The following is a 22,873-nucleotide window of genomic DNA, read 5'->3' as shown; positions in this document are numbered from 1 at the left end:
CCTACCTCCGTGTCCCGCCCAGCTCCGCCTTGAGGAACCCGATCACGGCGGTGTTGAACGCCTCCGGCTGCTCGACCGCGCTGAGGTGCCCGGCCCTGGGGATGATCTCCACCTTGCCTTCCGGCACGCACTGCGCCATGGCGTCGGCGTCGGCGGGCGGCGACAGCTCGTCCTCCTCCCCCACGATGATCAGCAGCGGCACCTTGAGCGCGCTCAGCGTGTCGAAGGAGTCGGGCCTGGCGGCCATGGCGCGTTGCGCCCAGGCCACGGCGCCGGGCGGCGCCGACTGCACGAGCCCCTTGACGCGGCCGAACACCATGGCCCGCCGTTCTCTGGTGGTCCGCCCGATGAGCGCGGGCAGCACCTCGGTGACCAGCACCTCGCTGCCGCCGGACAGCGCGGCCTGCGCGATGCGCTCCCTGTTGGCCCTGGCCTCGGGCGGGTCCGCGGTGGCCTTGGTGTCGGCCAGGATCACCCCGAGCACCCGGTCGGGGTGCCGGCGGCAGAACGCCATGGTCACGTAGCCGCCCATCGACAGCCCGCCGACGACCGCCCTGTCGATGCCCTCCTCGTCGAGCAGCCTGGCGACGTCGTCGGCCATCAGGTCGAGCGAGGGCTCGTCCTCGCCCAGCCGCGACCCGCCGAAGCCGCGCAGGTCCGGGGTGATGACCCGGCAGACCTTGGCCAGCCCCTCCCGCTGCGCCAGCCACATGGCCGACGACAGCGGGAACGCGTGAAGCAGCACAACCGGGATCCCGGTCCCGGCAGATCTCGTGTAGAGCTGCACGGATCACACGGTAGCCCGGTTCACGGCGACAATCACTCAATGGCCCATGCCGATCGGTCCTTTGTGTACTGACAAAAGCCGCACTTCGCCAATGTCCGCCATAAAACTGACATTGCCCGACGAATAATTCACGCGCACAATCCAGGCACAGCGACGTGCATCCCGAGGTGACAGGCATGACAGGTCCGACAGGCATGGCAGGCACCCGACCCGCGCTCCCCGACGCCACCAACGCCGCCTTCCTCCTGGAGGCGCTGCGCGAGGCGAACGCCCGCCGCGACCGCCACGGCGTCCCGCCCCTCGCCATGGACCCCCTGCTGGTCGAGTACGCGAAGACCAGGGCGGCGGAGCTCTCCAGCCGGACGGGGTCAGGCGCGGTGCGAGCGGGCACCGGCGAGATCGCCTACCGCAGCGAGGGCGACGACATGAGCCAGGCCGCCGAGGCCGTCGCCTCCTGGTACGCCCAGTCCGCGGCCTACGACCACGACGACCCGCGCCCCTGCGGCTTCAGCCAGCTCATCTGGAAGGCCAGTAAGGCGATGGGCGCCGCCCGCGTGGCCGGCCAGGGCCCGTCGCAGCACGAGACGTACATCGTCTTCGTCTTCGAGCCCCCGGGCAACGTCGAGGGCACGTTCCAGGAGAACGTGCCCCGCGCGTGAGAAGGGCTCCGGCGGCCGGTCGTCGGACCGGCCACCGGAGATCAAACGGGTCAGGTCGCCTTGTCGATCGGCCTGAAGAGCTGCCAGATGCGCCAGATGATCGTCTTACCCTTCGACCCCGAGGCCGGGTAGTCCGACGTCCACGGCTTGGACGCCGGGCCCCAGCCGGTGCCCTGGTCAGCGATGCCTTCCGTCTGGGTCCTGCTGCTTCTCGTGTGGGCCCCGGTCGGCTGCACCCTGCCGAGCTGCTCGTCGATCGAGCGCCTCTGTGCCTCGGTCAGTCCGCGCGACTGCGACTGCGTGGTGTTCGGTGACGTCCGCTGCGCCTTGGGCGGAGCCTGCCGCTGGGTCGCCCTGCGGCTGCTCGGACGGACGGCCGGCCGATGCCTGACCGTGGTCTTGGGCCTGCTCGCACGCCTGGTCACGGCCCTGCGCGCGGCCTCGGCCCGGCGCCTGGCCGCCGCGGCCCTGCGCTGTGCCGCCGCCGCCCTGCGCCTGGCAGCCGCGGCTGCCGCCCGCTGCCTGGCCAGTGCCGCCTTCTTCCTGGCCTGCATCGCGGCCCGCTTCCTGGCCGCCTCCGCGGCTCTCTTCCTCGCTGCTTCCGCCGCTCTCTTCCTGGCCGCCTCCGCGGCCCTTCTCCTGGCCGCCTCCGCGGCCCGCTTCCTGGCCGCCTCAAGGGCACGCTTCCTGGCCGCCTCGGCGGCCCTTCTCCTGGCCGCGGCGAGCGCCGCCCGCCTGGCAGCGGCCTGCGCCGCCCGCCTGGCCGCGATCCGCGCCGCGATCCTGACGCCGATGGCCACTGCGAACCACACCCACTGGCCGTCGGGGTCGGTCATCGTGATCGGGCTGTTGTTGGCGTAGGCGTAGGCGTTGAGCTGCTGCGGGTCGCTCTCGTCGATGATCGGGTCCACCGAGAGGAAGCGGCCGTTCTTCGGGTCGTACTCGCGGGCGCCGAGGTGGACGAGGCCGGTGGTCGCGTCCTTGGTGCCGCCGACGAACCCGCGCTGTCCCGGCCACCACGGTGGCGCCGTCCCGCGATCCTCGCCGAACGGGGTCTGCCTGCGGACGGCGATGTCCCCGGTGCCGGCGTTCACCATGGCCTGCGCGGTGCCCTGGTGGTCGTTGGCCATGAAGTAGACCTGGTTGTCCGGCATGCGCACCGCGATGGCCTCGCCGCCGATGGTGTAGTACCGGGTCTGCTCGACGACGTCCTTGGCGTAGTCGAGGCGCAGCTCCATGTCGTCGATGTAGAGGGTGGCGTCCGTGGCGGTCTTGCGGAGCAGGCGGTCACCGTCGGCGTCGTAGACGAACGAGGTCGTCTTGCCGGCCTCGGTCACCGACTCCAGGTTGCCTTCCGCGTCCCACACCAGGCTCTGGTCGGAGGTGCCGACCTTGCGCCGGGTGGTGTTGCCCGCCGCGTCGTACTCGAACAGGTCGGCACCCACGCTCTTCAGCGCGTGCGGCTGCTTGCCGCCCGCCGCCGGGTAGCTGAACGTGCGCTCGCTGTCGGCCAGGCCGCCCCAGCCGTGCTTGGTCTCCTTGGTGCGGTTGCCGGTGGCGTCGTAGGCGTAGCTGAACGCGTACGGGGCCACGCCGCCGATGGTCGCGGCGGTGGGGTTGCCACTGGCGCAGCCGTCGGTGGCCGTCCACGCCGAGGTCAGCCGGCGCAGATGGTCGTACTTGAAGCACTGCGTGTCCTGGTTGACGGCATCGGCGATCTTGGTGATGTTGCCCGCCGTGTCGTAGCTGTAGTGCAGGTCCAGGTCGCTGGCCGCGGCACCCGACCGGTCCAGCCGCATGCCGGTCAGCCTGCGGGTGCCCTCGTCGTGGGTGTAGGTGAGCCAGGTCTTCTTGGTGCCCTCGCCCAGCTCGTGCTGCAGCGTCTCGCCCATCTTGGAGTAGCGGGTGGCGCTGACGTACGCCGACAGGCCGGTGACCTTGGTCGGCTGGCTGAGCCCGTCGTAGCTGTAGACGACCGACTCCTCCGCCAATCCGCCGCCCGCCGGGAAGCTGATCGACTGGACCTGGTCGTCGAGCGTGTAGCGGGTGTTGAGCTGGTAGGAGCCTGCCAGCTTGCCCTCCCGCTGCGGGATGGTGATGGTCTGGCGCAGGGTGCGGTAGTCGGCGTCGATGGCGTTGATCTCGGCCGTGTACGCCTGCCCGCCCACGTAACGGATGCTGGCGTGCAGCTCGCCCTTGGCCAGCGCGTCGTACTTCCACTCGGCCAGCAGCGTGCCACTCGCCGAGCCCTCGCGCAGCTGGGTCTTGCGGCCCAGGTCGTCGTAGCCGTACCAGAGGGTCTTGCCCCGCGAGTCGGTCGTGGTGACGACCTCGTCGGCGTCGTTGTAGGTGGTGGTCGTGACGCCCTTGTCGGGGTCCTCCGTCCTGATCTCGCGACCGCGCAGGTCGTAGAAGTGCCGCCAGACGTTGCCCGCCGGGTCGGTCACCGAGGCCAGACGGCCGGCCTGGTCGTAGGTGTACTTGGTGGACTCGTACTCGCCCGTCGGGGTCGCGCCCTTGTACTGGCGCAGCTCGATCAGCCGGTCCTCGGCGTCACCGATCCGGGTCGTCGCCGTGCCGCCCGGTGGCGGGGTGACGTGCAGCCGGTCACCCTCCTCCTTGGCGGTCACGCGGTACTTCTCCGCGCCCTTCACCTTGAGCACCTCGGCGTTGACCTCGCCCGTGCCGTCGAACAGCGACACGACCTGGTTGGGCACCGCGGTGTCGGACACCGCCAGCAGCTCGGTGGAGGGGGTGCCGGTGGCGAAGTAGCCGGTGTTGGTCTTGTACTCCTCGCCCTGCGAGTTGTAGAACTTGTCGGTTATCGTGCGCCCGTCACGCAGCGCCGGGTCCGACGTCTGGTCGTCGGTGGGCGCGGGCTCCTGGGTCTGGCGCTCGCGCATCAGGCCGTCGTACAGCTCGTGGCTGACGGTGTAGCCGCCGTCCGCGCGCAGCGTCTTGGTGGTGACGATGCTCGGGCCGTCGTTGCGCACCGTGTAGCTGTATTCGGTGCTGGGCGACTGCCCCGCGGCCTTGCTGCGGTCGGCCTGCCAGACCTTGGTCAGGCGGCCGAGCGCGTCGTACTCCATGTCGACGCGGCGGTTGTTGGCGTCCACCTCGGAGACGGGCTCGCCCCAGGCCGGCTCGACCTGCGTGCGCTCGACGTGCCCGAGCTGGTTCGTCTCGATGGTCTCGCGCACCGGGCCGCCCGTTGCCGGGCTGTAGGCGGTGACGGACTTGGTGCCGACCGGGTCGGTCTCGCTGGTCTCCCGGCCGTAGACGTCGTAGGTGTGGCTGCTGCCGGTGATCGTCTGGCCCTCGGCCGAGACGAGCTCCTGCACCGCGGTCACGTCGCCCTTGGTCGGGGCCTGGCCGTTCGCCTGGCCGTCGTAGTGGATCTTCTCGTCGGACAGCACCTCACCGGCGGCCAGCGTGGAGACCCCGGTGCCGCAGCCGGCGGCGACCTTCTGGACCCTGCTGGGGTACTCGATCATCCAGGAGGTGTCGTTGCGGGCGTAGCTGTAGCGGGTGCACGCGTCGTCGTCCGCGCTGGCCAGGTCGCCCTTCTCATCCACCTGGAGCAGCACGCCCTTGGTGTCGTACGCGCGCTCCTCGCCCGTACGCCGCCACGTGTCCCCGGGCATCGCGGTCCGGGTGACCATGGCCTTGGGCTGCACGACGTAGGCGGTCTTGGTCACGCCGCCCTGCGTGGACTCGGCCGTCTTGGCCGACCACGGCTCCTCGACCGTGGCCGTCTCGATCGCGCCGCCGTCACCGTCGTAGAGCACCTCCTCCCGCTCCAGCCCGGCGTACTGGTCGAGGTCGTCCAGCTTGACGCCCTCGGTGTCCTCCACCTGGACGCTGCGCTTGGAGCCGTCGGCCTGCTTGTCGCCGTGCATGCCGCGGAAGTAGCGGAACTCGGTGAGCGTGCGCTTGGTGTCCTGCCCGTCGCCCTCGCGCACCTTGACCCGGCCGAACCCGCGGAAGTCCGACCACGTGCGGTGCTCGGGCTTGACCAGGATGTTGTCGGCGTAGCGCCAGGCGGCGCCGTCCAGGTACTCGTAGCTGGTGACGACGCTCGGCGAGCCCGCGACCCGGTCCACCTCGACGGTCTGCGCGACCACGTACTTGTGGAACCAGTCGGTGACCTCGCCCTCGTTCGGCGGCGCCCAGCGCTGCGGGAAGCACCGCTTGGTGTTCTTGTCGGCGGCCGGCAGCGCACCGGGCTGACACTCGGCGGGCGCGTAGTTGATCCGCAGCTCACCGCCCGACTCGTTGTTGATGGCCTGGACGCGCCACTTGACCAGGGGCGCCCGGCCCTCGGTGGTGTCCACCCTGTTGGGCAGCTGGACCCCGATGAAGGTGATCGGCGGGAGCGACAGCGTGCCGCCCACGTGCCCGGTCTGCTGGATGGAGGCCAGCCACAGCGCGGGGCTGAGGCCGTCGCCCGAGGCGGGGAACTGGTGCTTCAGCGTCCAGGAGTCCACCGGGTAGTACTGGCCCGACGCGTTGAGCACCTGGGTGGTGACCTTGGTCAGCCGCTTGCGGCTGAAGAACGTCGGGGTCGTGCGGTCGACGCACTTCACCCCGGAGTCGCAGATCTGGTCGAACGGGACGTCCGGCCAGTGGCTGGCGGTCTCCTTCTTCAGCTCGGCGGGGGCGCAGGTGATGGTGCCGCTGGGCAGGCAGCGCTCGGCCACCTCGAACAGCACGCGGGTCGCCGGCACCTTGGTGAACAGCTCGCCCTTGAGGTAGCCGTAGTCGATCCTGGTCAGGTACGCGCCGCGGTCGTAGACGGTGCCCAGCTCGGGCTTGCCGTTACGGCCGTAGTAGTTCTTCTCCTGGGTGTACCAGTACGTGGTGGCGTTGCCGTGGGTGTCCACCACGTAGTCGAGGTTCCACCGGTAGGCCTGCTGGCACCAGGCGTTGGCCGGGGTGCTGTTGTAGCAGGGCTCGCCGCTGTTGTTGCCGAACACCGGCACCGTCTGGACCGACTTGGTCTCGGCCTTGCCGGTCGCCCAGCCGGGCAGGCGGTTCAGGCCGAAGGTGTACTGGGTGCCGTCGGGCGTGGTGACCCGCCAGTACTCGCCGTTGTTGTCCCCGTTGGTCGCGCCCGTCAGGACCTCGACGCGGGTGCCGTCGTCGCGCTTGGGCCGCCACTGCTTGGTCGTGGCGTCCTTGATCAGCTCGACGGACGTGCCGCCCAGCGACACGACGGCGTTCTCCTGGTCCCAGCACAGGTCGCCGGTCTTCTTGCCGTCGATCATGCAGGACTTGTAGCGGCGCTCGATGAAGCCGCCGGGGCTGAACTCGAAGCCCTCACCGGCCCAGGACGCCTGGTTGTTGGTGGAGGCGGTGCGGCCGTCCACGCTCTGCGCGGAGTAGGCCAGCGACAGCTCGGGTTCGTCGCCGCCCAGCGCCGGCGGCATGCGCAGGTCGTAGCTCCAGGAGAAGTCGCCGGACTGGGTGCCGACGCTCCAGTCCGCCGAGGGCGACAGCGAGGTCGCGGAGTGGTCGCCGGACTGGCCGGACGGGGCTGCGGCCAGCGCGTACACCGCGCCGGACTCGACCTCGGCGCTCAGCGTGCCCGTCTTGGGGTCGTTGGTGCTCTTCACGGGCTCCGGCTGCGGGCAGCTCGCGGTCGCGGTGGCCGACTTGAGCGCGCACTCCTGCAGCTTGACCATGCCGAGGCGGGCGCCGTAGTCGCCGCCGTAGGCGTAACGGAAGCCGGAGTAGTCGATCTTGAGGGGCGTCTTCCTGTTCGCGGCCCTGGCCGCCACGACACCCTGCCCTGGCGACACCCGCATCGCCAGGCCGAGCCGGTCGGTGTCGAGCAGCTCCACGCTCACCGGGTCGGCGCTCAGGTCCGCGCCCTTCTCTGCGGCCACCTGCACGGGGAACCCCGCCACCGACTTGGCGCTCTTGCTCAGCTCCGCCTTCTGCGGCTTGGGCCAGGTGATGCCCGGTGGCGCCTTCCACGCCTGTTTCTGTACGGGGTCGGCCAGCGGCGGCTGCACCGGCACGCTGGTGCCCGTGACCGGCTCCTCCTTCTGCACGGACGGGGCCGACCTGGGCTCGGCCTGCGCGGGCAGCGCGTAGACCATGGGGACGGTGACGGCGATCGCGAGGCTGGCCGCGAGCCTGCGCGGCCAGGGGGACACGGGCTTGGCCTCGTCCCGGTAGTTGTTCCAGGACGTGTCGGGAAGGTGGGGTTCGTCGGTTTCCGGAAAACGATTCCAGCGGGATTCGGGCAGGTCTAACTCATCCTGCGGGTCCATGTACCTCTCCCAGTGAGGGGTGCGGAAACGGGACTTACTGGGCGGCTAGCTGGGCGATCTGCTCGGCGCTCAGGACGCCGTCGTACGTGCGGACGTCATCGACGATCCCCGGCCAGTAGCCGGTGAAGACGCCCGCCGCCTTGGTCCGGCCCAGTTGCAGCGGGCCGGTGGCGTTCCACGTACTCAGGTGATCGGTGACGGTGGTGGTGGACAGGCGGCCGTTGACATAGATGCGGAGCTGACCGGCGAGCGGGTCGTACACGCCGGCGATGTGGGTCCATTCCAGGGGGTTGGGGATGGCGTCGGAGCGGGTCCGTACGAGTGCGGCGGTGTCGGTGTCGGCGGCGGCCATGCCGAGCGTCCACCGGCCCTGTTCCTTGTCGAAGCCGAGCTGGAACCCGGCGGCCCGGCTCCCCGGCTGCGCCACGGCCGAGGTGTCCTTGGTGGGCAGGTAGTCGAGCTGCGTCCAGGCGGTGACGGTGAAGCCGGTCCTGGTGTTGACGGCCGGGGCGCTCGCCTGGGCGTGTCCGTTCACGCCGTCGAGCGCGAGCGCCCCGTCCAGCCAGCCCGACGTCCACGAGGCGGCTCCGGACAGCGTCGCGGCGGTCGCCCGGCCCGAGGAGTCGGCCGCCGACGAGCCGGACTCCTCGTCCAGGCTCCAGTGGCCCACCAGCGTGGCAGCGCTGTTGACCAGATCGGCGATCTCGTCGGCGAACATCGCGCGGCCGTAGGCGCGCACCTCGTCGACGTCCCCGGACCAGTGGTCCGAAGCCGCCCCGGCGACCTTCCCTCGGCCGATCGTCAGGGGGCCCGTGGCGTTCCATGGTGTCGTGACGGCGGCCGTGCCCTCCAGCCGGCCGTTGACGTAGAGGGAGATCTGGCGGGCGGCCGAGTCGTAGACGCCTGTCAGGTGGGTCCATTCGTTCAGGCGCGGCGCGGCGGCCGACAGGGCGCGCACGGTGGGCGCGGTGTCGGTGTCCGAGCCCGCCATGGTCAGCGCCCAGCGGTCGTTGGCCTTGGCGTACTGCAGGGCGAACGCGCCCGTCCTGCCGCCTTCCTGCGTGACGGCGGTGGCGGAGGCGGCGTTGCCGGTCAGGCGGGCCCAGGCGGTGACGGTGAAGTTGCGGCTGGTGTCGATGACCGGAGCGGCGGTCTGGGCGTAGGAGTTGGCCAGCTTGAGCGCGGTGCCGGTCTTGCCGGTGGTCCAGGTGGCCCCGTTGAGCGTGGCCGGGTGCGCTCCCGTGGCGTCGGCGGCCGTGCCGCCCTGGCCGTCGTCCAGCGTCCAGTGGCCGCTGGGGCCGGTGCCCGCGTTGACGTTGAAGACGTAGGTGCGGATGGGGCCGAGCTGGCCCGCGCGGTCCTTGCTGCGCACGGCCAGCACGTTCGGGCCGTCGTGGCGCGGGGTCAGCGCGATCGTGGCCGTGCCGTCGGCCGCCGCGGCGACCTCCGTGCTGGGCGTGCTGTCCAGGCCCCAGACGTAGGTGGCCACGTCGGCGACGCCGTTCGGGCCGAAGGAGAACGTGCCGGGCAGGCCGACCCCGTCACTCCAGGAGTCCTCGGTGTACTGCGGCGAGGAGACCGCCGGCTCCCTGCCGGGGGCGGTGGCGTCCACGGTGGCCTCGCACCAGGGGCTCCACGCGCTGGTGGCCTTGCCGTCCTCGGCCCGCACCCGCCAGCGGATCAGCGCGCCGTCGGCGTACAGGGTCTGCGGGATGGTGGCGGAGAAGGCGGTGCCGGTGGAGCCGACCGGGCTGAGGTACTCACCGGTCTTCACGCCGGCGGCGTTGTACCACTCGAAGCGGCCCCTGACCGAGTTGTCGGTGTCCTTGAGCTTGGCCCACAGCTTGGGCGCGACGGTGCTGATGACCGGGCGCCCGTCACCGGAGACGCACGGGCCGCCCGGGTCCGACCACACGTCGGCGGCCACCGGGTTGGCCGGGATCGAGTTGTACTCGATGACCAGGCTCGGGTTGTTCTTGAACTTCTTCCACGCGTAGACGTCGGTCTCGCTGGTGGCCCGCAGGCCGATCGTGACGTTCGGCCAGCTCTTCGCTGCGGCGTTGACCACCTGCGGCGTGACGTCGAACTCGACGCCGCCGGGCAGGCAGCTCGCGCCCCAGCCCTTGGCCACGTTCTTGGTGTCCAGCAGCGTCACCCAGGTGGGCTGCTTGTTCCAGGTGGTGGCCGTGCTGATGGCGTTGGTGGCCCACGCCTCGACCTTGCGGGCGCTGCACGAGTACGACCACGTCTCGTACGTGCGCAGCGTCGCCTTGATGATCTGCTTGCCGTGGATGGTGGAGCCGGTGTTCATCTGGAAGAACGAGCGGTTCTTCTGCGACTCGACGTGGCCCACCCGGGCGACGTCGCTGGAGTTGAGGTAGTTGGAGTTGGGCCAGTTGCTCCAGACGGCGGTCCAGGCGTTGCGGGCGGCCGAGAAGTACGGGTCCAGGTAGACGGGGAACTCGGTGCCGGCGTCCGTCAGCATCTTCCTGTCGGGCTTGAGCCGCAGGCTCCTGCCCGACAGCTCCACGCCCATGGTGGCCTCGCGGGCCTCGGGCGAGCGGCCCTCCTTGAGCGCCTTCGGGCTGGTGATGCCCTCGGAGTCCCACATCTTCGGAGTGGGCGCGATGAAGAGCGTGCCCTCGCTCCCGTCGGTGGCCTCCAGGTTGCCCGCCTTGTCGGCCTTCAGCTTCAGCCCGTCGGCCGACAGCGGGTAGGTCAGCTCGGTCAGCCCCGCCGCGGCGGCCCGTGACTTGACCACCAGCAGGTGCGAGAAGCCGTCCACGTCGGCGGTGACCTGGAGGTCCACGCCCGGCATGACCTCGGCGTAGGTGGCGGTGTCGCCGCTCAGCGTGGGCTTGGGCAGCGTGCCTGTCCAGCCCAGCGCCATCGACTTGCCGCCGCGCGACAATCGGGCGAGCGAGGCGTCACCGCCGCCGGAGAACGTCAGCCCGACCGCGGCGGCCACCGGCTCCACCGCGCCGTCGGGGCGCACGCGCAGCGTGGTGTCCACGGGGACCCAGCGGCCCTCCTTGCGCACCCTGATGGGCCGGACGTTCAGCTCCATGGACAACGTGCCGTCGGGCTGGGCGAAGACCGTGCGCGTCTCGCTGCGCATCGACTCGATCTCGACCGGCTTGCCCGCGGAGCGCGCCGCCGCCACCGCGACCCGTTCCTGCGCTGGTGGAGCGGCTGCGGGCCGCTCCGGTTCGTCCTGTGCGGCCACCGGTTGAGGTGCCGTCAATGCCGTGATAGATAACGCCGCCGCGACCAGTCCATGCACTACCCGCATACGTGCCTCGCCCATGCCGAGCAGGGATTACGTCCGGGACGGAGGCCGCCCGGCGTCTCCACGATCTTCAGTTGACGATCGGATTCTCACTCCGGTCCGTACACGCGGTCCATAGTTCTGGTCATTCTGCTCAAAGATTTCTTCATGACCGCACTATGCGCGGAGATTACCGTCAAGCCTCCGTCGGCAGCGGCCAGGCGGCCGGATTGACCCGCTTGACGATCTCGTCCAGCACGATGCGCACGTACGGCTCCCCCACCCACAGGTGCTTGGCCCCGTCGACCCCGATCACCTCGGCCTGCGGCACCCTGGCGAACCGCGCGCGGGCCTCCTCCGGCCGCAGGTAGTCGTCGAACTCCGGCACCAGCGCCGTCAGCGGCCGGCCGAACCCGGCCCACGCGTCGAGGTCGGCGTCGGTGGCCCTGTGCAGCGGCGGCGAGAGCAGGATCGCGCCCTCCACCAACGGGTCGTGCGCCCACTTCAGGGCCAGCTCGGTGCCGAACGACCAGCCGACCACCCACACGTGCGGCAGGTCGTGGTACTCGGCGTACTCCAGCGCCGCCGCCACGTCGAACCGCTCGCCCTCGCCCCCGTCGAACGTGCCCTGGGAGGTGCCGCGCTCGGAGGAGGTGCCGCGGGTGTTGAAACGCAGCACGGCCAGGTCGGCCAGCGCCGGCAGCCGGTTGGCGGCCTTCTTGTAGACGTGGCTGTCCATGAACCCGCCGTGGGTGGGCAGCGGGTGCAGGGTGACCAGCGTCGCCACCGGCGGCCGGTCGAGGGGCTGGGCCAGCTCGCCGACCAGGGTCAGGCCGTCGGCCGTGTGCAGCTCGATCGGCTCCCGCCGGGCGGGCAGCACCGTCGCCGCGCGAATCTCCACCGGATGGTCCCTTCAGTAACGGGTGCGGCCTGGGCCGCGGTCGAGTCTCTTACGCCAGCAGGTCTGGTGCCAGTGGCGGCGCTCCTCGTCGCCGCCCGGCCAGTTGGGCCAGGCCACGAGGTGCGGCTGGCCGCTGCGGATCTCCTGGTCGCAGCCGGGGCACCGGTAGTTCTTGGTCGAGGAGGCGCCGGTGAGCATGCGCACCTTCCACTCGCCGTCGGGCCACTCCTCCACCTTGTCCAGGCCGGTCGGGAAGCCGAAGGGACGGGAGGACTCCCTCCGGCGGGCACGGCGGGGGCTCATCGGCGGGGGAACTCGCTCGCGCCGGCGGTGACGAGCTGATCGAGCAGGGGCGCGGGGGCGAAGGCGGGCTCGCGGTACTCGGCGTACAGCGCCCGCAGGCCGTCGCGGACCCTGGCCAGGCCCAGCGACTCCAGCATCTCGAAGGGACCGGCCGGATAGCCGCAGCCCAGCCGCATGGCCGCGTCGATGTCGCCGATCGAGGCGTAACCCGCGTCGTACATGCGCACGGCGTCGTTGAGGTAGGGGAACAGCAGCGCGTCCACCACGAACCCGGCCCGGTCCTTGCACGGCACCGGCGTCAGCCCGGCCACCTTCATCAGGTCCGTGGCCGCTCCCACGGCGTCGTCGGCGGTCAGGGCGGTGGCGGCCAGCTCGGCCACCTGGTCGCCGACGAGGTGCACGCCGACCAGCCTGGCGGGGTCGGCCAGGCCCACGGCGTGCTCGACCACCGGCCGCTCGGTCAGCCGCAGCACGACGTCGGCACCCTCGCCCGTCCGCTTGAACCCGGCGGTCGCCAGGCGCCGCGCCAGCTCGTCGCCGCCCGGCCCCGCCACGTCGAACGAGATCACCCCCGACCGCCCGGGAGCGCAGGCCCGCGCCTGCTCCTCGGCGTAGAATCCGCGCCCCGACTTGCGCCCCAGCAGCCCGGCCGTGACCAGCTCGCGCAGCAGCGGCGCCGGCGCGTGCCTGCGGTCGCGGGTCTCCTCGAAGAGCACCCCCATCACCTCGTACGCGGTGTCGAGCCCGATCAGGTCGAGCAGCGTGAACGGGCCCATCGGCAGCCCCACCCCGTGCTTGACGGCCAGGTCGATGCCGTCGCGCCCGGCCACGCCCTGCTCCATCAGCACGACGGCGTGGTTGAGATAGGGCAGCAGCAGGCGGTTGACCACGAACCCGGCGCGGTCGCCCACGCTCACGACGGTCTTGCCCAGGCGGCCTGCCAGCTCACCGACCTGATGCACCACCTCCGGCTCGCTCACCACCGTCCGCACGACCTCGACCAGCCTCATCACCGGCGCGGGGTTGAAGAAGTGCATGCCGACGACCCGGCCGGGCCGCCCGGTGGCGGCGGCGAGGGCGGTCACGGACAGGGAGGAGGTGTTGGTGGCCAGCACGGTCTGCGGCTTGCAGATGCCGTCGAGCTCACGGAACAGCGCGACCTTGTGGTCAAGGATCTCGGGGATGGCCTCGACCACCAGGTCGGCGTCGCGCAGGTCCTCGCGGGCGGTGGTCAGCGTCACCCGGCCGAGGATCTCCGCGCGCCCCTCGGCGGTGAGCCTGCCCTTGTCGACGGCGCGCGCGGTGGACCTCTCCAGGTGCCCGCGCCCCCTGGCCAGCGCCTCGGCGTCGGCCTCGACCCCGATCACGCGCAGCCCCGCCCGCGCGAACACCTCGGCGATCCCGGCACCCATCGTGCCGAGACCGACCACACCCACCCGTTCGAACGCCATGCGTCCAGTTTTCCAGAGGCACTAAGGTGGACGGTCATGCGGCTGGTCATCGCGCGATGCAGCGTGGATTACATCGGACGGCTCACGGCTCACCTGCCGATGGCGCCGAGGCTCGTCCTCATCAAGGCGGACGGCAGCGTGAGCATTCACGCCGACGACCGCGCCTTCAAGCCGCTCAACTGGATGAATCCGCCGTGCAAGCTCAAGGAGGACGGCGAGACCTGGACGGTCACCCACGGCAAGACCGGCGAGAAGCTGGTCCTGACCATGGCGGAGATCCTCCACGACTCCAGCCACGAGCTGGGCGTCGACCCCGGGCTGATCAAGGACGGCGTGGAGGCCCACCTCCAGGAGCTGCTCGCCGAGCACATCACGACGCTGGGCGAGGGGTATTCGCTGATCCGGCGCGAGTACATGACGGCGATCGGCCCCGTGGACATCCTGTGCAGGGATGCCCTGGGCGCGACGGTGGCGGTGGAGATCAAGCGGCGCGGTGAGATCGACGGCGTCGAGCAGCTCACGCGCTACCTGGAGCTGCTCAACCGCGACCCGCTGCTGTCGCCGGTGCGCGGCGTCTTCGCCGCCCAGGAGATCAAGCCCCAGGCCCGGGTGCTGGCGACCGACCGGGGCATCGACTGCGTGACGCTCGACTACGACACGCTGCGCGGCATCGAGCCGGAGAACCCGACCCTCTTCTAGCCGTCCTCCCGTCAGGGGTGGGCGGCTTTCCCACGCCCTCACATTCCACTGTTGACATGTCGCTGGTGGACGTTTTACCTTCGACATATCAACATTGGAGGATTGATGACGCCCCCGTATCTCAGCGGCAGTCTGGCTCCCGTCCCCGACGAGATCGACGCCCATGACCTGCCCGTCACCGGCGCGCTGCCGGAGGAGCTGACCGGCCGCTACTTCCGCAACGGCCCCAACCCCCGCCCCGGCGAGGACCCCGGCCACTGGTTCGCCGGCCACGGCATGCTGCACGGCGTGCGGCTGCGCGACGGCCGCGCCGAGTGGTACCGCAACCGGTGGGTGCGCACGAAGGCGTTCACCGAGGGCGCGCCGTTCGTCGGCGAGACCGGGGTCGACCTGGCGGCCGTCACCGCCAACACGCACGTCATCCGGCACTCGGGGCGCATCCTGGCCCTGGTGGAGAGCGGCCTGCCGTACGAGGTGACGCCCGAGCTCGACACCGTCGGCCCGGTGGACTTCGGCGGCCGGCTGACCACGGCGATGACCGCGCACCCCAAGCAGGACCCGCTCACCGGCGAGCTGCACTTCTTCGGCTACGGCTTCTTCCCGCCCTACCTCACCTACCACCGGCTCTCGGCGGCCGGCGAGCTGGTGGAGAGCAGGGAGATCGAGGTGCCGGGGCCGACGATGATGCACGACTTCGCCGTCACCGAGCACCACCTCCTCTGGCTCGACCTGCCCCTGGTCTTCGACCTGGAGCGCGGCGGCATGCCGTACGCCTGGGAGGACGGCTACGGCGCCAGGATCGGCGTGACGCCCAGGGCGGGCGGGCCGACGCGCTGGTTCGAGGTGGACCCCTGCTACGTCTTCCACGTGGGCAACGCCTGGGAGGACGCTCACGGGCGCATCGTCCTTCACGCGGCCCGGTACACCCGCGACCGCTTCACGGCGCTCTGGGGCCAGATCGGCGGCGAGCAGGACCCTGCTGTGGCGGCCGCCGCGTCCGGCGCGGCCGTGCTGCACCGGTGGACGCTGGATCCGGCGACGGGCGCGGTGAAGGAGGAGCCGCTGGACGATCGCAGCGTGGAGTTCCCCACCTACAACGAGGACCTGCTCGGGCGGCCGAGCCGCTACCTCTACACGGTCGGCGACGACGGCGTGGTCAAGTACGACCAGCGCGACGGCGGCTCGCAGGTCAGGAAGACCGGGGGCGACACGGGCGAGGCGGTGTTCGTGCCGGCCGAGGGAGCGGCCGAGGAGGACGAGGGCTGGCTGTTGTCCGTGGTCACCGGGGACGACTCGGCACATCTGCTGGTCCTGGACGCGCGCGACCTGTCCGACGTGGCCTCGGTGCGGCTGCCGCGCCGCGTGCCCGCCGGTTTCCACGGATCATGGCTGGAGGAGAAGTGAGCGACATGCCGATCAGAGCAGCACGCTGGGAGCACGAGGCGGAGGCGATCGGCGACGCGCTCGCCAGGGCCTTCCATGACGATCCGGTCATCTGCTGGCTGCTGCCCGACGGGAAGGGCGTCGCCGCCATGTTCGTCGCGCTCGCCCGGCACGTGCACGCCATCACCGACGTTGCGGGGGAGATGGCCGGCGTCGCCATCTGGGACCCGCCCGGGCACCGGCCCGACGAGGAGAGCGCCGTCCCCGGCCTGATCGCCGCGATGGGCGATCGGGTGTCGTACGGGATCACGCTCGACGAGACGATGGCCCGGTACCGGCCGGAGGAGCCGCACTGGTACCTGGCCCAGCTCGGCACGGTGCCGGAGCTGCAGGGCACGGGCGTGGGCAGCGCGCTCATGCGGGCGGGGCTGGCCCGCTGCGACGGGCCCGTCTACCTGGAGAGCAGCAAGGAGTCGAACATCCCGTTCTACGAGCGGCACGGCTTCGCGGTGACCGAGCGGTTCACGCTGCCCGACGGCCCGCCGGTGTGGGGGATGTGGCGACCTGCCCCCTGATTGTGGTAAGTGACGCCTTACCGGTTTATCGTGACGCCATGACGACGCTGACGTTCGACTCACTCAACCCGGCGACCGGCGAGATCGTCGGCAGTCACCCCAAGCAGACGCCCGACGCCGTGCACGCGGCGGTCGGCCTGGCCGAGGAGGCCGCCGTCTGGTGGGCCGCGCTCGGCCCGGCCGAGCGCAGGCGGCGGCTGCTCGACTACAAGGCGGTCCTCGCCCAGCATCTCAAGGAGCTGGCCGAGCTGATCCACCAGGAGACCGGCAAGCCGGCGGGTGACGCCACGCTGGAGCTCGTGCTCACCCTGACGCACCTCGACTGGGCCGCGCGCAACGCCCAGAAGGTGCTCGGCCGCCGCCGGGTGGCCACCGGCATGATCGGCCTCAACCTGGCCGCCACCCTGGAGTACCTGCCCCTCGGCGTCGTCGCCGTGATCGGCCCGTGGAACTATCCGGTCTTCACCCCCATGGGCTCGATCGCGTACGCGCTCGCGGCCGGCAACGCGATCGTGTTCAAGCCCAGCGAGCTGACCCCCGGCGTCGGCGTGCGGCTGGCCGAGCTGTTCGCCGAGTCGGTGCCCGAGCACCCCGTGTTCCAGACCGTGACGGGGCTGGGCGAGACCGGCGCCGCGCTGGCCGCCGACCCCCGGGTGAAGAAGGTCGCCTTCACCGGCTCCACCGCCACGGCCAAGCGGGTCATGGCGGCCTGCGCCGAGAACCTCACGCCGATCGTGGCCGAGTGCGGCGGCAAGGACGCCTTCATCGTGGACGCCGACGCCGACCTCGGTGCCGCCGCCGACGCCTGCCTGTGGGGCGCGATGGCCAACGCCGGCCAGACCTGCGTCGGCGTCGAGCGCGTCTACGTCGTGGACGCCGTCTATGAAAGTTTCATGCGCGAGCTGTCCGAGCGGGTGACGAAGGTGAAGGCCGGCGAGCACTACGGGCCGATCACCATGCCCGGTCAGGTGGAGATCATCAAGCGGCACATCGACGACGCCACGAAGGCGGGCAAGGTGGTCACGGGCGGGCCCGACGCGGTGCGGGCGCCGTACGTGGACCCGGTGATCGTCGAGGACGTGCCCGAGGACTCGCCCGCCGTGCGCGAGGAGACGTTCGGCCCGACGATCACGGTGCGCCGCACCCGCGACGCGCAGGAGGCGTTGTCGCTGGCCAACGCCTCGACGTACGGGCTGGGCGGGACGATTTTCAGCCGGAACGCGCGCCGCGCGACGGAGCTGGCACGGCTCATGCGCAGCGGGATGACCGCGATCAACTCCGTCATCTCCTTCGCCGGGGTGCCCGCGCTGCCCTTCGGCGGCACCGGCGACTCCGGGTTCGGCAGGATCCACGGAGCCGACGGCCTGCGCGAGTTCGCCCGGCCGAAGGCCATCGCCCGGCAGCGCTTCGCGATGCCCGGGATGAACCTGACATCGTTCAATCGGGGCCCCGCGGAGCTTGAGCGACTGGTCAGACTCGTCACGTTCTTGCACGGCCGACGTAAAAGATAATCTTCTTACCCTTTCCCTAAACGGATCATCCGTCCATAATTGTGTGCTCTGGGGGCCACGATCATGTTGGACGGGTGGAATGTGAACCGGTCTTACCGGGGAATGTCGGCTGAGCAAAGGCTGGCAGACAGACGCGAGCGGCTGATGACGGCCGCGTACACGCTATACGCGAAGCCGGGTTTCACGGCGACGACCATCGAAAGGCTGTGCTCGGAGGCCAGGATCTCCAACCGGGCCTTCTACGAATGTTTCGGCGGGCGCGAGGAGCTCCTGCAGGCGTTGCACGAGCGCTGCGTGGAGGAAAGCCTGTCGGTCGTCGCCAAGGCGTTAGAGGAGGCGCCGAACACGCTTGACGGAAGAGTCAAGGCCGGGATTCGCGCCTATATCGAATTCACAACGGCCGACTGGCGGCGGGCCCGGATCATGCACGTCGAGGTACGCAGGTCCGGGGACGTCCTGACACTCTCCCGTCAGCGTGCGGTGGCCGCCTTCGCCCAGCTCGTGGAGGAGGCCTCCGCCGATTTCCCGCTCGGCTCGGAGCTGAATCGGCGCCTGGTGGCACTGGGAGTAATTGGGGCGTTACAAGAGTTGCTCATCGAATGGCTGCTCTCCGAAGACCAGCCGGACATCGACGAACTCGTCGCGGTCGCCGTGCACATCTTCAACCGCAGCCTCGGCACCGGGGTGAACGCGTAATCCACCGGTCATTCATCGGGCGTTTAGCGGACTCGGTCAACCGAAATCTACATTCTGTCTAAGTATGGAAAGAGCGGGTAACGGCTGATCGTCACCCGCTCCGATATGCGACCTCAGGCCACCGCGGCCGCCGGAGCCTCCACGTGCAGCACCCGATTCAGCCGGGTCACCGCGAGTATCCGCATGATCCTCGGTGGCACCCCCCGAAGAACGAGTCGGCGCTCGACGCTCAGCGCGCGCCTGTGCGCGCCCACGAGCACCCCGAGCCCGGTGGCGTCGATCATCTCCAGCTTGGAGAGATCCAGGATCAGGTCGCCTTCACCGGAGTCGAGGGCCTTGTGCAGGCGCTCGCGTACCCCGGCCGACGTCCCGGCGTCGAGCCGGGCACCGATCCGCACCACCTGGGCACCCGGATTGCCCCGGACGCGCATGCCACCTCCTCAGTCACGCACGTACGCGTACTACTCCCCTACCCATTCAGCGGCAATGACACGACCGCGGTGAGCAGGAACTGTCCTTGGCCCGTCGGCGCGGCCGTCACCGCGCCGCCCACGGCGCCCAGCCGCTCGCTCATGCCCGCCAGACCGCTCCCCAGGTCCACCGCCTGCCGGCGGGCCACGCCGTCGTTGCGGACGCTCAGCTCCGCCTCCTGCTCGGTGAAGCGGATGGTGATCTCGCAGAACGTCGCCGTGCTGTGCTTGAGCACGTTCGTCACCGCCTCGCGCACGGCGTAGGCGAACACCGGCGCCACCCCGCTCGGCAGCTCGCGGTACGGCAGGCGGACCGTGCAGCGGACCCCTGCCGCTTCGAGCACTCCTTTCACGCTATTCAGCTCAGCGGCCAAGTCAAGCTCGCGGTAGCCGCGCACGGCCTGCCGCAGCTCCTTGAGCGCCTTCCTGGTCAGCGTGTTCACCTCGGCCATCTCCGCCCTGGCGGCGTCGCCGTCCACGTCCGACAGGCGTACGGCCAGCTCGGTCTTGACCGCGATGGCGGAGAGCTGGTGCCCCACGAGGTCGTGCAGGTCCCTGGCGAACCGCAGCCGCTCCTCGGCCAGCGCCAGCTTCGTGTGCGCCTCGCGGCCCTTGTGCGCCTCCTCCGCCAGCATCCAGATCCACACCCACAGCCGGTTGGACGGCGGCACCACGGCGCAGAAGACCCCGTAGACCAGCGTGTTGAGGAACAGCATCTCCTCGAACGTCAGCTCCAGCCCGACGGCGAACAGGTTGTCCTGCCAGGTCAGGGCCGACACTCCCACGCTGACCAGCCACGTGCCCAGCGCGACCAGCAACGAGGCCCGGCGGGAGATGTGCAGGGTGGCGATGGACAGCCAGGCCACGACCACGAAGCCCCACGCCGTCGGGTCCGGCCCGCCCAGGACGGCGGCGGCCAACGCGAGGACCGCCGCCACCACCACCAGCCCGGTGGGGTAACGGCGGTCCAGGACCGCGCGGATGACGCGCGGGCACAGAGAGGTGAAACCGATCGCGGCGATCAGCGCGAGCGCGGTGCGCCCCCAGTCGAGCCGCCCCGCGTCGAGCCTGACGGCGATGCTGATGGCGATGACCACCCACGTGGCGGCGATGCCCGAGATCAGGACGTGCCACGTGTACCGTCGCGCCCGGTCGATCTCGTTCATCTAGCGGGAACGCAGCACTTCGCCGAACTTCAGCCGGGCCCCCGTCCGCAGCACGGCGCGCTCGTACACCGTGGAGCCGAGCTTCAGCACCACGAGCACGGCCAGCACCATGGCCACCATGGACACCCCGGTCTGCCACATCGGGACCTCGGTCGCGGCCATGCGCACCGGCATGACCATGGAGGAGAACGGCGGCACGTACGACAGCACCACGGCCAGCGTGCTCGACGGCTCGTTGGTGACGTAGAACGACACGAAGTAGGTCGCCATGATCATCATGGTGAGCGGGGTCAGGACGCTGTTCACCTCCTCCTGCCGAGAGACCAGCGAGGCGAAGGCCGCCGACAGCGTGGCGAAGAAGGCGTACCCGAGCACGAACCACAGCAGCACCGCGACCACCAGCCCCACCATGCCCGGCGGGAAGTCGGCGGCCAGCCCCGAGACCGTGGAGGCGGCCAGGCCGATCACCAGGATCGTGACCAGGTTGATCAGGCCGAGCACGCCCAGCCCGAGGATCTTGCCGCCGAGCAGCTGCCACGGCCGGACCGCGGCCAGCAGGATCTCCACGATCCGGCTGCCCTTCTCCTCGACCACCCCCATGGCCACCATCACGATCTGCCCCATGAGCAGCATGAACAGCAGCAGCACGAGCACGGTGGCGATGCCCTGGCGGGCGTCCTCGTACCGGGTGTCGGCGCCCACCGACTGCATCTCCAGCGGCGGGATGGCCACGCCCGCGGCGCCCAGCTTGAACTCGCGGTTGACGCTCTGCAGCAGCACCTCCAGCTCGGTGCCGAGCTGACCGTCGGTGAGCACCCGGCTGTCGTCGACCAGGGCCGCGTCCACGTCGCCGTCGAGCACGGCCTGCTTGGCCGCCGCCTCGTCGGCGAACTTGCGCCACTCGAACTCGATGTCGGGGGCGGCGGTGTGCAGCGGGAGCTGCTGGGAGTTGACCAGGCCGAGGGTGTAGGTGTCGCCGCCGCCCATGATCCTGGGCAGGAACGACACCGCGGCCACCAGCACGGCCGTGACGAGCAGGCCGATCACGAACGCCCTGGTCCTGACCTGGGTGCTGATCTCGCGCCGGGCGACCAGCATCAGTCCGTTCACGCCACGGCCTCCTTGAAGATCTCGGTGAGGGTCGGCTGCTCGACGCCGAAGTGCTCGACGTGGCCGGCCTTCATGGCGCGGCGCAGGATCTCCTGGTCGTCGCCCTCGCTGGTGAGCAGGATCTGCCTGTCACCGCGTACGGTGACCGTGCCGGGCAGGCCGTCGGCCCAGCCGGGGGCGGGCTCGCGGACGACCACGCGCAGCGTGTCGCTCTCGGCGGCCCGCAGGTCGGCCACCGTGCCGGAGGCCACCATCCGGCCCGCGGAGACGATGCCGACGGAGTCGCACAACCGCTCCACCAGCTCCAGCTGATGGCTGGAGAAGATCACCGGCACGCCGCCCCTGCACCGCTCCTGCAGCGCCGTGGCCAGCGCGTCCACCGCGATCGGGTCGAGGCCCGAGAACGGCTCGTCCAGGATCAGCACCTCGGGGTCGTGCACCAGCGCCACGGCGAGCTGCACGCGCTGCTGGTTGCCCAGCGAGAGCGCCTGCACCATGTCGCCCCTGCGCTCGGTCAGCCCGAGCCGCTCAAGCAGGTCGTCGGTGGCCTGCTTCGCCGCCTGCGTGCTCAGCCCGTGCAGGCGGCCGAAGTACTCGATCTGCTCGGCGACGCGCATCTTCTGGTACAGGCCGCGCTCCTCGGGCATGTACCCGAACCGCTGCCGGTCGTCGTAGCCGAGCGGCCTGCCCTGCCAGCTCACCGAGCCGGAGTCGGCCTGGAGCACGCCCATCACGATGCGCATCGTCGTGGTCTTGCCCGCGCCGTTCGCACCGACGAACCCGAACATCTCGCCCGGCCGCACCGTGAAGCTGATCCCGTCGAGGGCGACCTTGCCGCCGGGGGTGTCGGGGCCGCCCGCGAAACGCTTGCGCAGCTCGCTGATCTCGAGCATCAGGTCATCTCCTTCATCATGGGTCAATAGTGGCTTCAGTCGGGTTCGCCCAGGTAGTCGTGGAAATCACCGGCCCGATATGGATCTCGCGGAGGATTCGGATGACATTTGTCACTACGCTGAAACCATGACGCGCGCTGACAAGGACAAGCCTGTCGTTCTCTCACATATCTACACCCGGGGCGGAGACGACGGCACGACGGCGCTGGTCGACATGAGCCGCACCCCGAAGACCGACACCCGGCTGGCGGCCTACGCCGACGTGGAGGAGGCCAACGCCCACCTGGGCCTGGCGCTGTCGCACGGCACGTTCCCCGACGACCTGGCCCAGTGCCTGGTCCGGGTGCAGAACGAGCTCTTCGACGTGGGGGCCGACCTGGCCACGCCGGTCGTCCCCGCTCCTGAGTTCCCGCCGCTGCGGGTGGAGCAGTCGTACATCGACCGGCTGGAGGAGCAGATCGACCGCTTCAACGCCGGGCTCCAGCCGCTGCGCAGCTTCATCCTGCCGGGCGGCGACCCCGCCACGGCGGCCCTGCACGTCGCCCGGGTCACGGTACGCAGGGCCGAACGCACCGCCTGGGCGGCCCTGGAGACCCACGACGACATGAACCCGCTGACGGCCAAGTACCTCAACCGGCTGTCGGACCTGCTGTTCGTCGCCTGCCGCGTGGCTCACGCCGGCAATGAGCTGCTCTGGAAGCCCGGCGGCACCCGCTGATCGCG

At 70.6% G+C, this 22,873-nt stretch carries 17 protein-coding genes; 7 read left to right on the top strand and 10 right to left on the bottom strand.

Annotated elements, in window-relative coordinates; translation table 11 throughout:
• Position 1: 1 nt before the first annotated feature.
• Complete coding sequence (locus LCN96_RS09080; protein ID WP_225272142.1) at positions 2 to 745, bottom strand: alpha/beta fold hydrolase; 744 nt, start codon at positions 743 to 745, stop codon at positions 2 to 4.
• Positions 746 to 963: 218 nt separating this feature from the next.
• On the opposite strand from LCN96_RS09080, the gene LCN96_RS09075 reads away from it, so the two are divergent.
• On the top strand, positions 964 to 1,446 hold the full coding sequence (locus tag LCN96_RS09075) for a CAP domain-containing protein (RefSeq protein WP_225272141.1): 483 nt from the start codon (positions 964 to 966) through the stop codon (positions 1,444 to 1,446).
• Between the two features lie 50 nt (positions 1,447 to 1,496).
• On the opposite strand, the gene LCN96_RS09070 is transcribed toward LCN96_RS09075, so the two are convergent.
• The 5 genes from LCN96_RS09070 to LCN96_RS09050 all read right to left on the bottom strand — a co-directional run bounded on the left by LCN96_RS09070 (position 1,497) and on the right by LCN96_RS09050 (position 13,647).
• Positions 1,497 to 7,724 (bottom strand): RHS repeat domain-containing protein, encoded by a 6,228-nt coding sequence (locus LCN96_RS09070; protein ID WP_225272140.1) that lies wholly within the window; start codon positions 7,722 to 7,724, stop codon positions 1,497 to 1,499.
• Positions 7,725 to 7,758: 34 nt separating this feature from the next.
• Positions 7,759 to 10,950, bottom strand: coding sequence for a LamG-like jellyroll fold domain-containing protein (locus LCN96_RS09065; protein WP_225272139.1), 3,192 nt, complete (start codon positions 10,948 to 10,950; stop codon positions 7,759 to 7,761).
• A 238-nt stretch (positions 10,951 to 11,188) separates the two neighbouring features.
• Complete coding sequence (locus LCN96_RS09060) at positions 11,189 to 11,893, bottom strand: alpha/beta hydrolase (RefSeq protein ID WP_225272138.1); 705 nt, start codon at positions 11,891 to 11,893, stop codon at positions 11,189 to 11,191.
• Positions 11,894 to 11,905: 12 nt separating this feature from the next.
• Positions 11,906 to 12,196: an ATP/GTP-binding protein gene (locus tag LCN96_RS09055; protein ID WP_080042489.1), complete on the bottom strand. Its 291-nt coding sequence runs from the start codon at positions 12,194 to 12,196 to the stop codon at positions 11,906 to 11,908.
• Entirely contained in the window at positions 12,193 to 13,647 is a 1,455-nt protein-coding gene (locus LCN96_RS09050) for a 3-hydroxyacyl-CoA dehydrogenase (protein WP_225272137.1), read from the bottom strand. Before LCN96_RS09050 ends, LCN96_RS09055 begins: the two co-directional genes overlap by 4 nt.
• A 36-nt stretch (positions 13,648 to 13,683) precedes the next feature.
• Between LCN96_RS09050 and nucS the strand changes: the two genes are divergently transcribed.
• From nucS to LCN96_RS09025, 5 genes are all read left to right on the top strand, one after another.
• Complete coding sequence (gene nucS / locus LCN96_RS09045; protein ID WP_225272136.1) at positions 13,684 to 14,346, top strand: endonuclease NucS; 663 nt, start codon at positions 13,684 to 13,686, stop codon at positions 14,344 to 14,346.
• A gap of 105 nt (positions 14,347 to 14,451) precedes the next feature.
• Entirely contained in the window at positions 14,452 to 15,750 is a 1,299-nt protein-coding gene (locus LCN96_RS09040) for a carotenoid oxygenase family protein (RefSeq protein ID WP_225272135.1), read from the top strand.
• A 5-nt stretch (positions 15,751 to 15,755) separates the two neighbouring features.
• The gene (locus tag LCN96_RS09035; protein WP_225272134.1) at positions 15,756 to 16,304 is read left to right on the top strand and encodes a GNAT family N-acetyltransferase; all 549 of its coding nucleotides are present in this window, start codon (positions 15,756 to 15,758) and stop codon (positions 16,302 to 16,304) included.
• A 38-nt stretch (positions 16,305 to 16,342) separates the two neighbouring features.
• Positions 16,343 to 17,815 (top strand): aldehyde dehydrogenase family protein, encoded by a 1,473-nt coding sequence (locus tag LCN96_RS09030; RefSeq protein WP_225272133.1) that lies wholly within the window; start codon positions 16,343 to 16,345, stop codon positions 17,813 to 17,815.
• 144 nt (positions 17,816 to 17,959) lie between these two features.
• Positions 17,960 to 18,511 (top strand): TetR/AcrR family transcriptional regulator, encoded by a 552-nt coding sequence (locus tag LCN96_RS09025; RefSeq protein ID WP_225272132.1) that lies wholly within the window; start codon positions 17,960 to 17,962, stop codon positions 18,509 to 18,511.
• Positions 18,512 to 18,624: 113 nt separating this feature from the next.
• Here LCN96_RS09025 and LCN96_RS09020 read toward each other — a convergent pair whose 3' ends face one another.
• The 4 genes from LCN96_RS09020 to LCN96_RS09005 are packed head-to-tail and all read right to left on the bottom strand — an operon-like array spanning position 18,625 to position 22,150.
• Positions 18,625 to 18,942 (bottom strand): STAS domain-containing protein, encoded by a 318-nt coding sequence (locus LCN96_RS09020; RefSeq protein ID WP_225272131.1) that lies wholly within the window; start codon positions 18,940 to 18,942, stop codon positions 18,625 to 18,627.
• A gap of 38 nt (positions 18,943 to 18,980) precedes the next feature.
• A complete protein-coding gene (locus LCN96_RS09015; RefSeq protein WP_225272130.1) occupies positions 18,981 to 20,147 on the bottom strand; it encodes a sensor histidine kinase in 1,167 nt (388 codons plus the stop codon).
• Positions 20,148 to 21,257 carry an ABC transporter permease gene (locus LCN96_RS09010; protein WP_225272129.1) on the bottom strand — a complete coding sequence of 370 codons (1,110 nt, stop codon included), beginning with the start codon at positions 21,255 to 21,257 and terminating at the stop codon, positions 20,148 to 20,150.
• Positions 21,254 to 22,150 (bottom strand): ABC transporter ATP-binding protein, encoded by an 897-nt coding sequence (locus tag LCN96_RS09005; protein WP_225272128.1) that lies wholly within the window; start codon positions 22,148 to 22,150, stop codon positions 21,254 to 21,256. Before LCN96_RS09005 ends, LCN96_RS09010 begins: the two co-directional genes overlap by 4 nt.
• Positions 22,151 to 22,277: 127 nt before the next feature.
• On the opposite strand from LCN96_RS09005, the gene LCN96_RS09000 reads away from it, so the two are divergent.
• Positions 22,278 to 22,868: a cob(I)yrinic acid a,c-diamide adenosyltransferase gene (locus LCN96_RS09000; RefSeq protein WP_225272127.1), complete on the top strand. Its 591-nt coding sequence runs from the start codon at positions 22,278 to 22,280 to the stop codon at positions 22,866 to 22,868.
• Positions 22,869 to 22,873: the final 5 nt, after the last annotated feature.

This window comes from Nonomuraea gerenzanensis, assembly GCF_020215645.1.
Lineage (GTDB): Bacteria > Actinomycetota > Actinomycetes > Streptosporangiales > Streptosporangiaceae > Nonomuraea > Nonomuraea gerenzanensis.
This window is presented reverse-complemented; position numbering and strand designations above follow the sequence as displayed.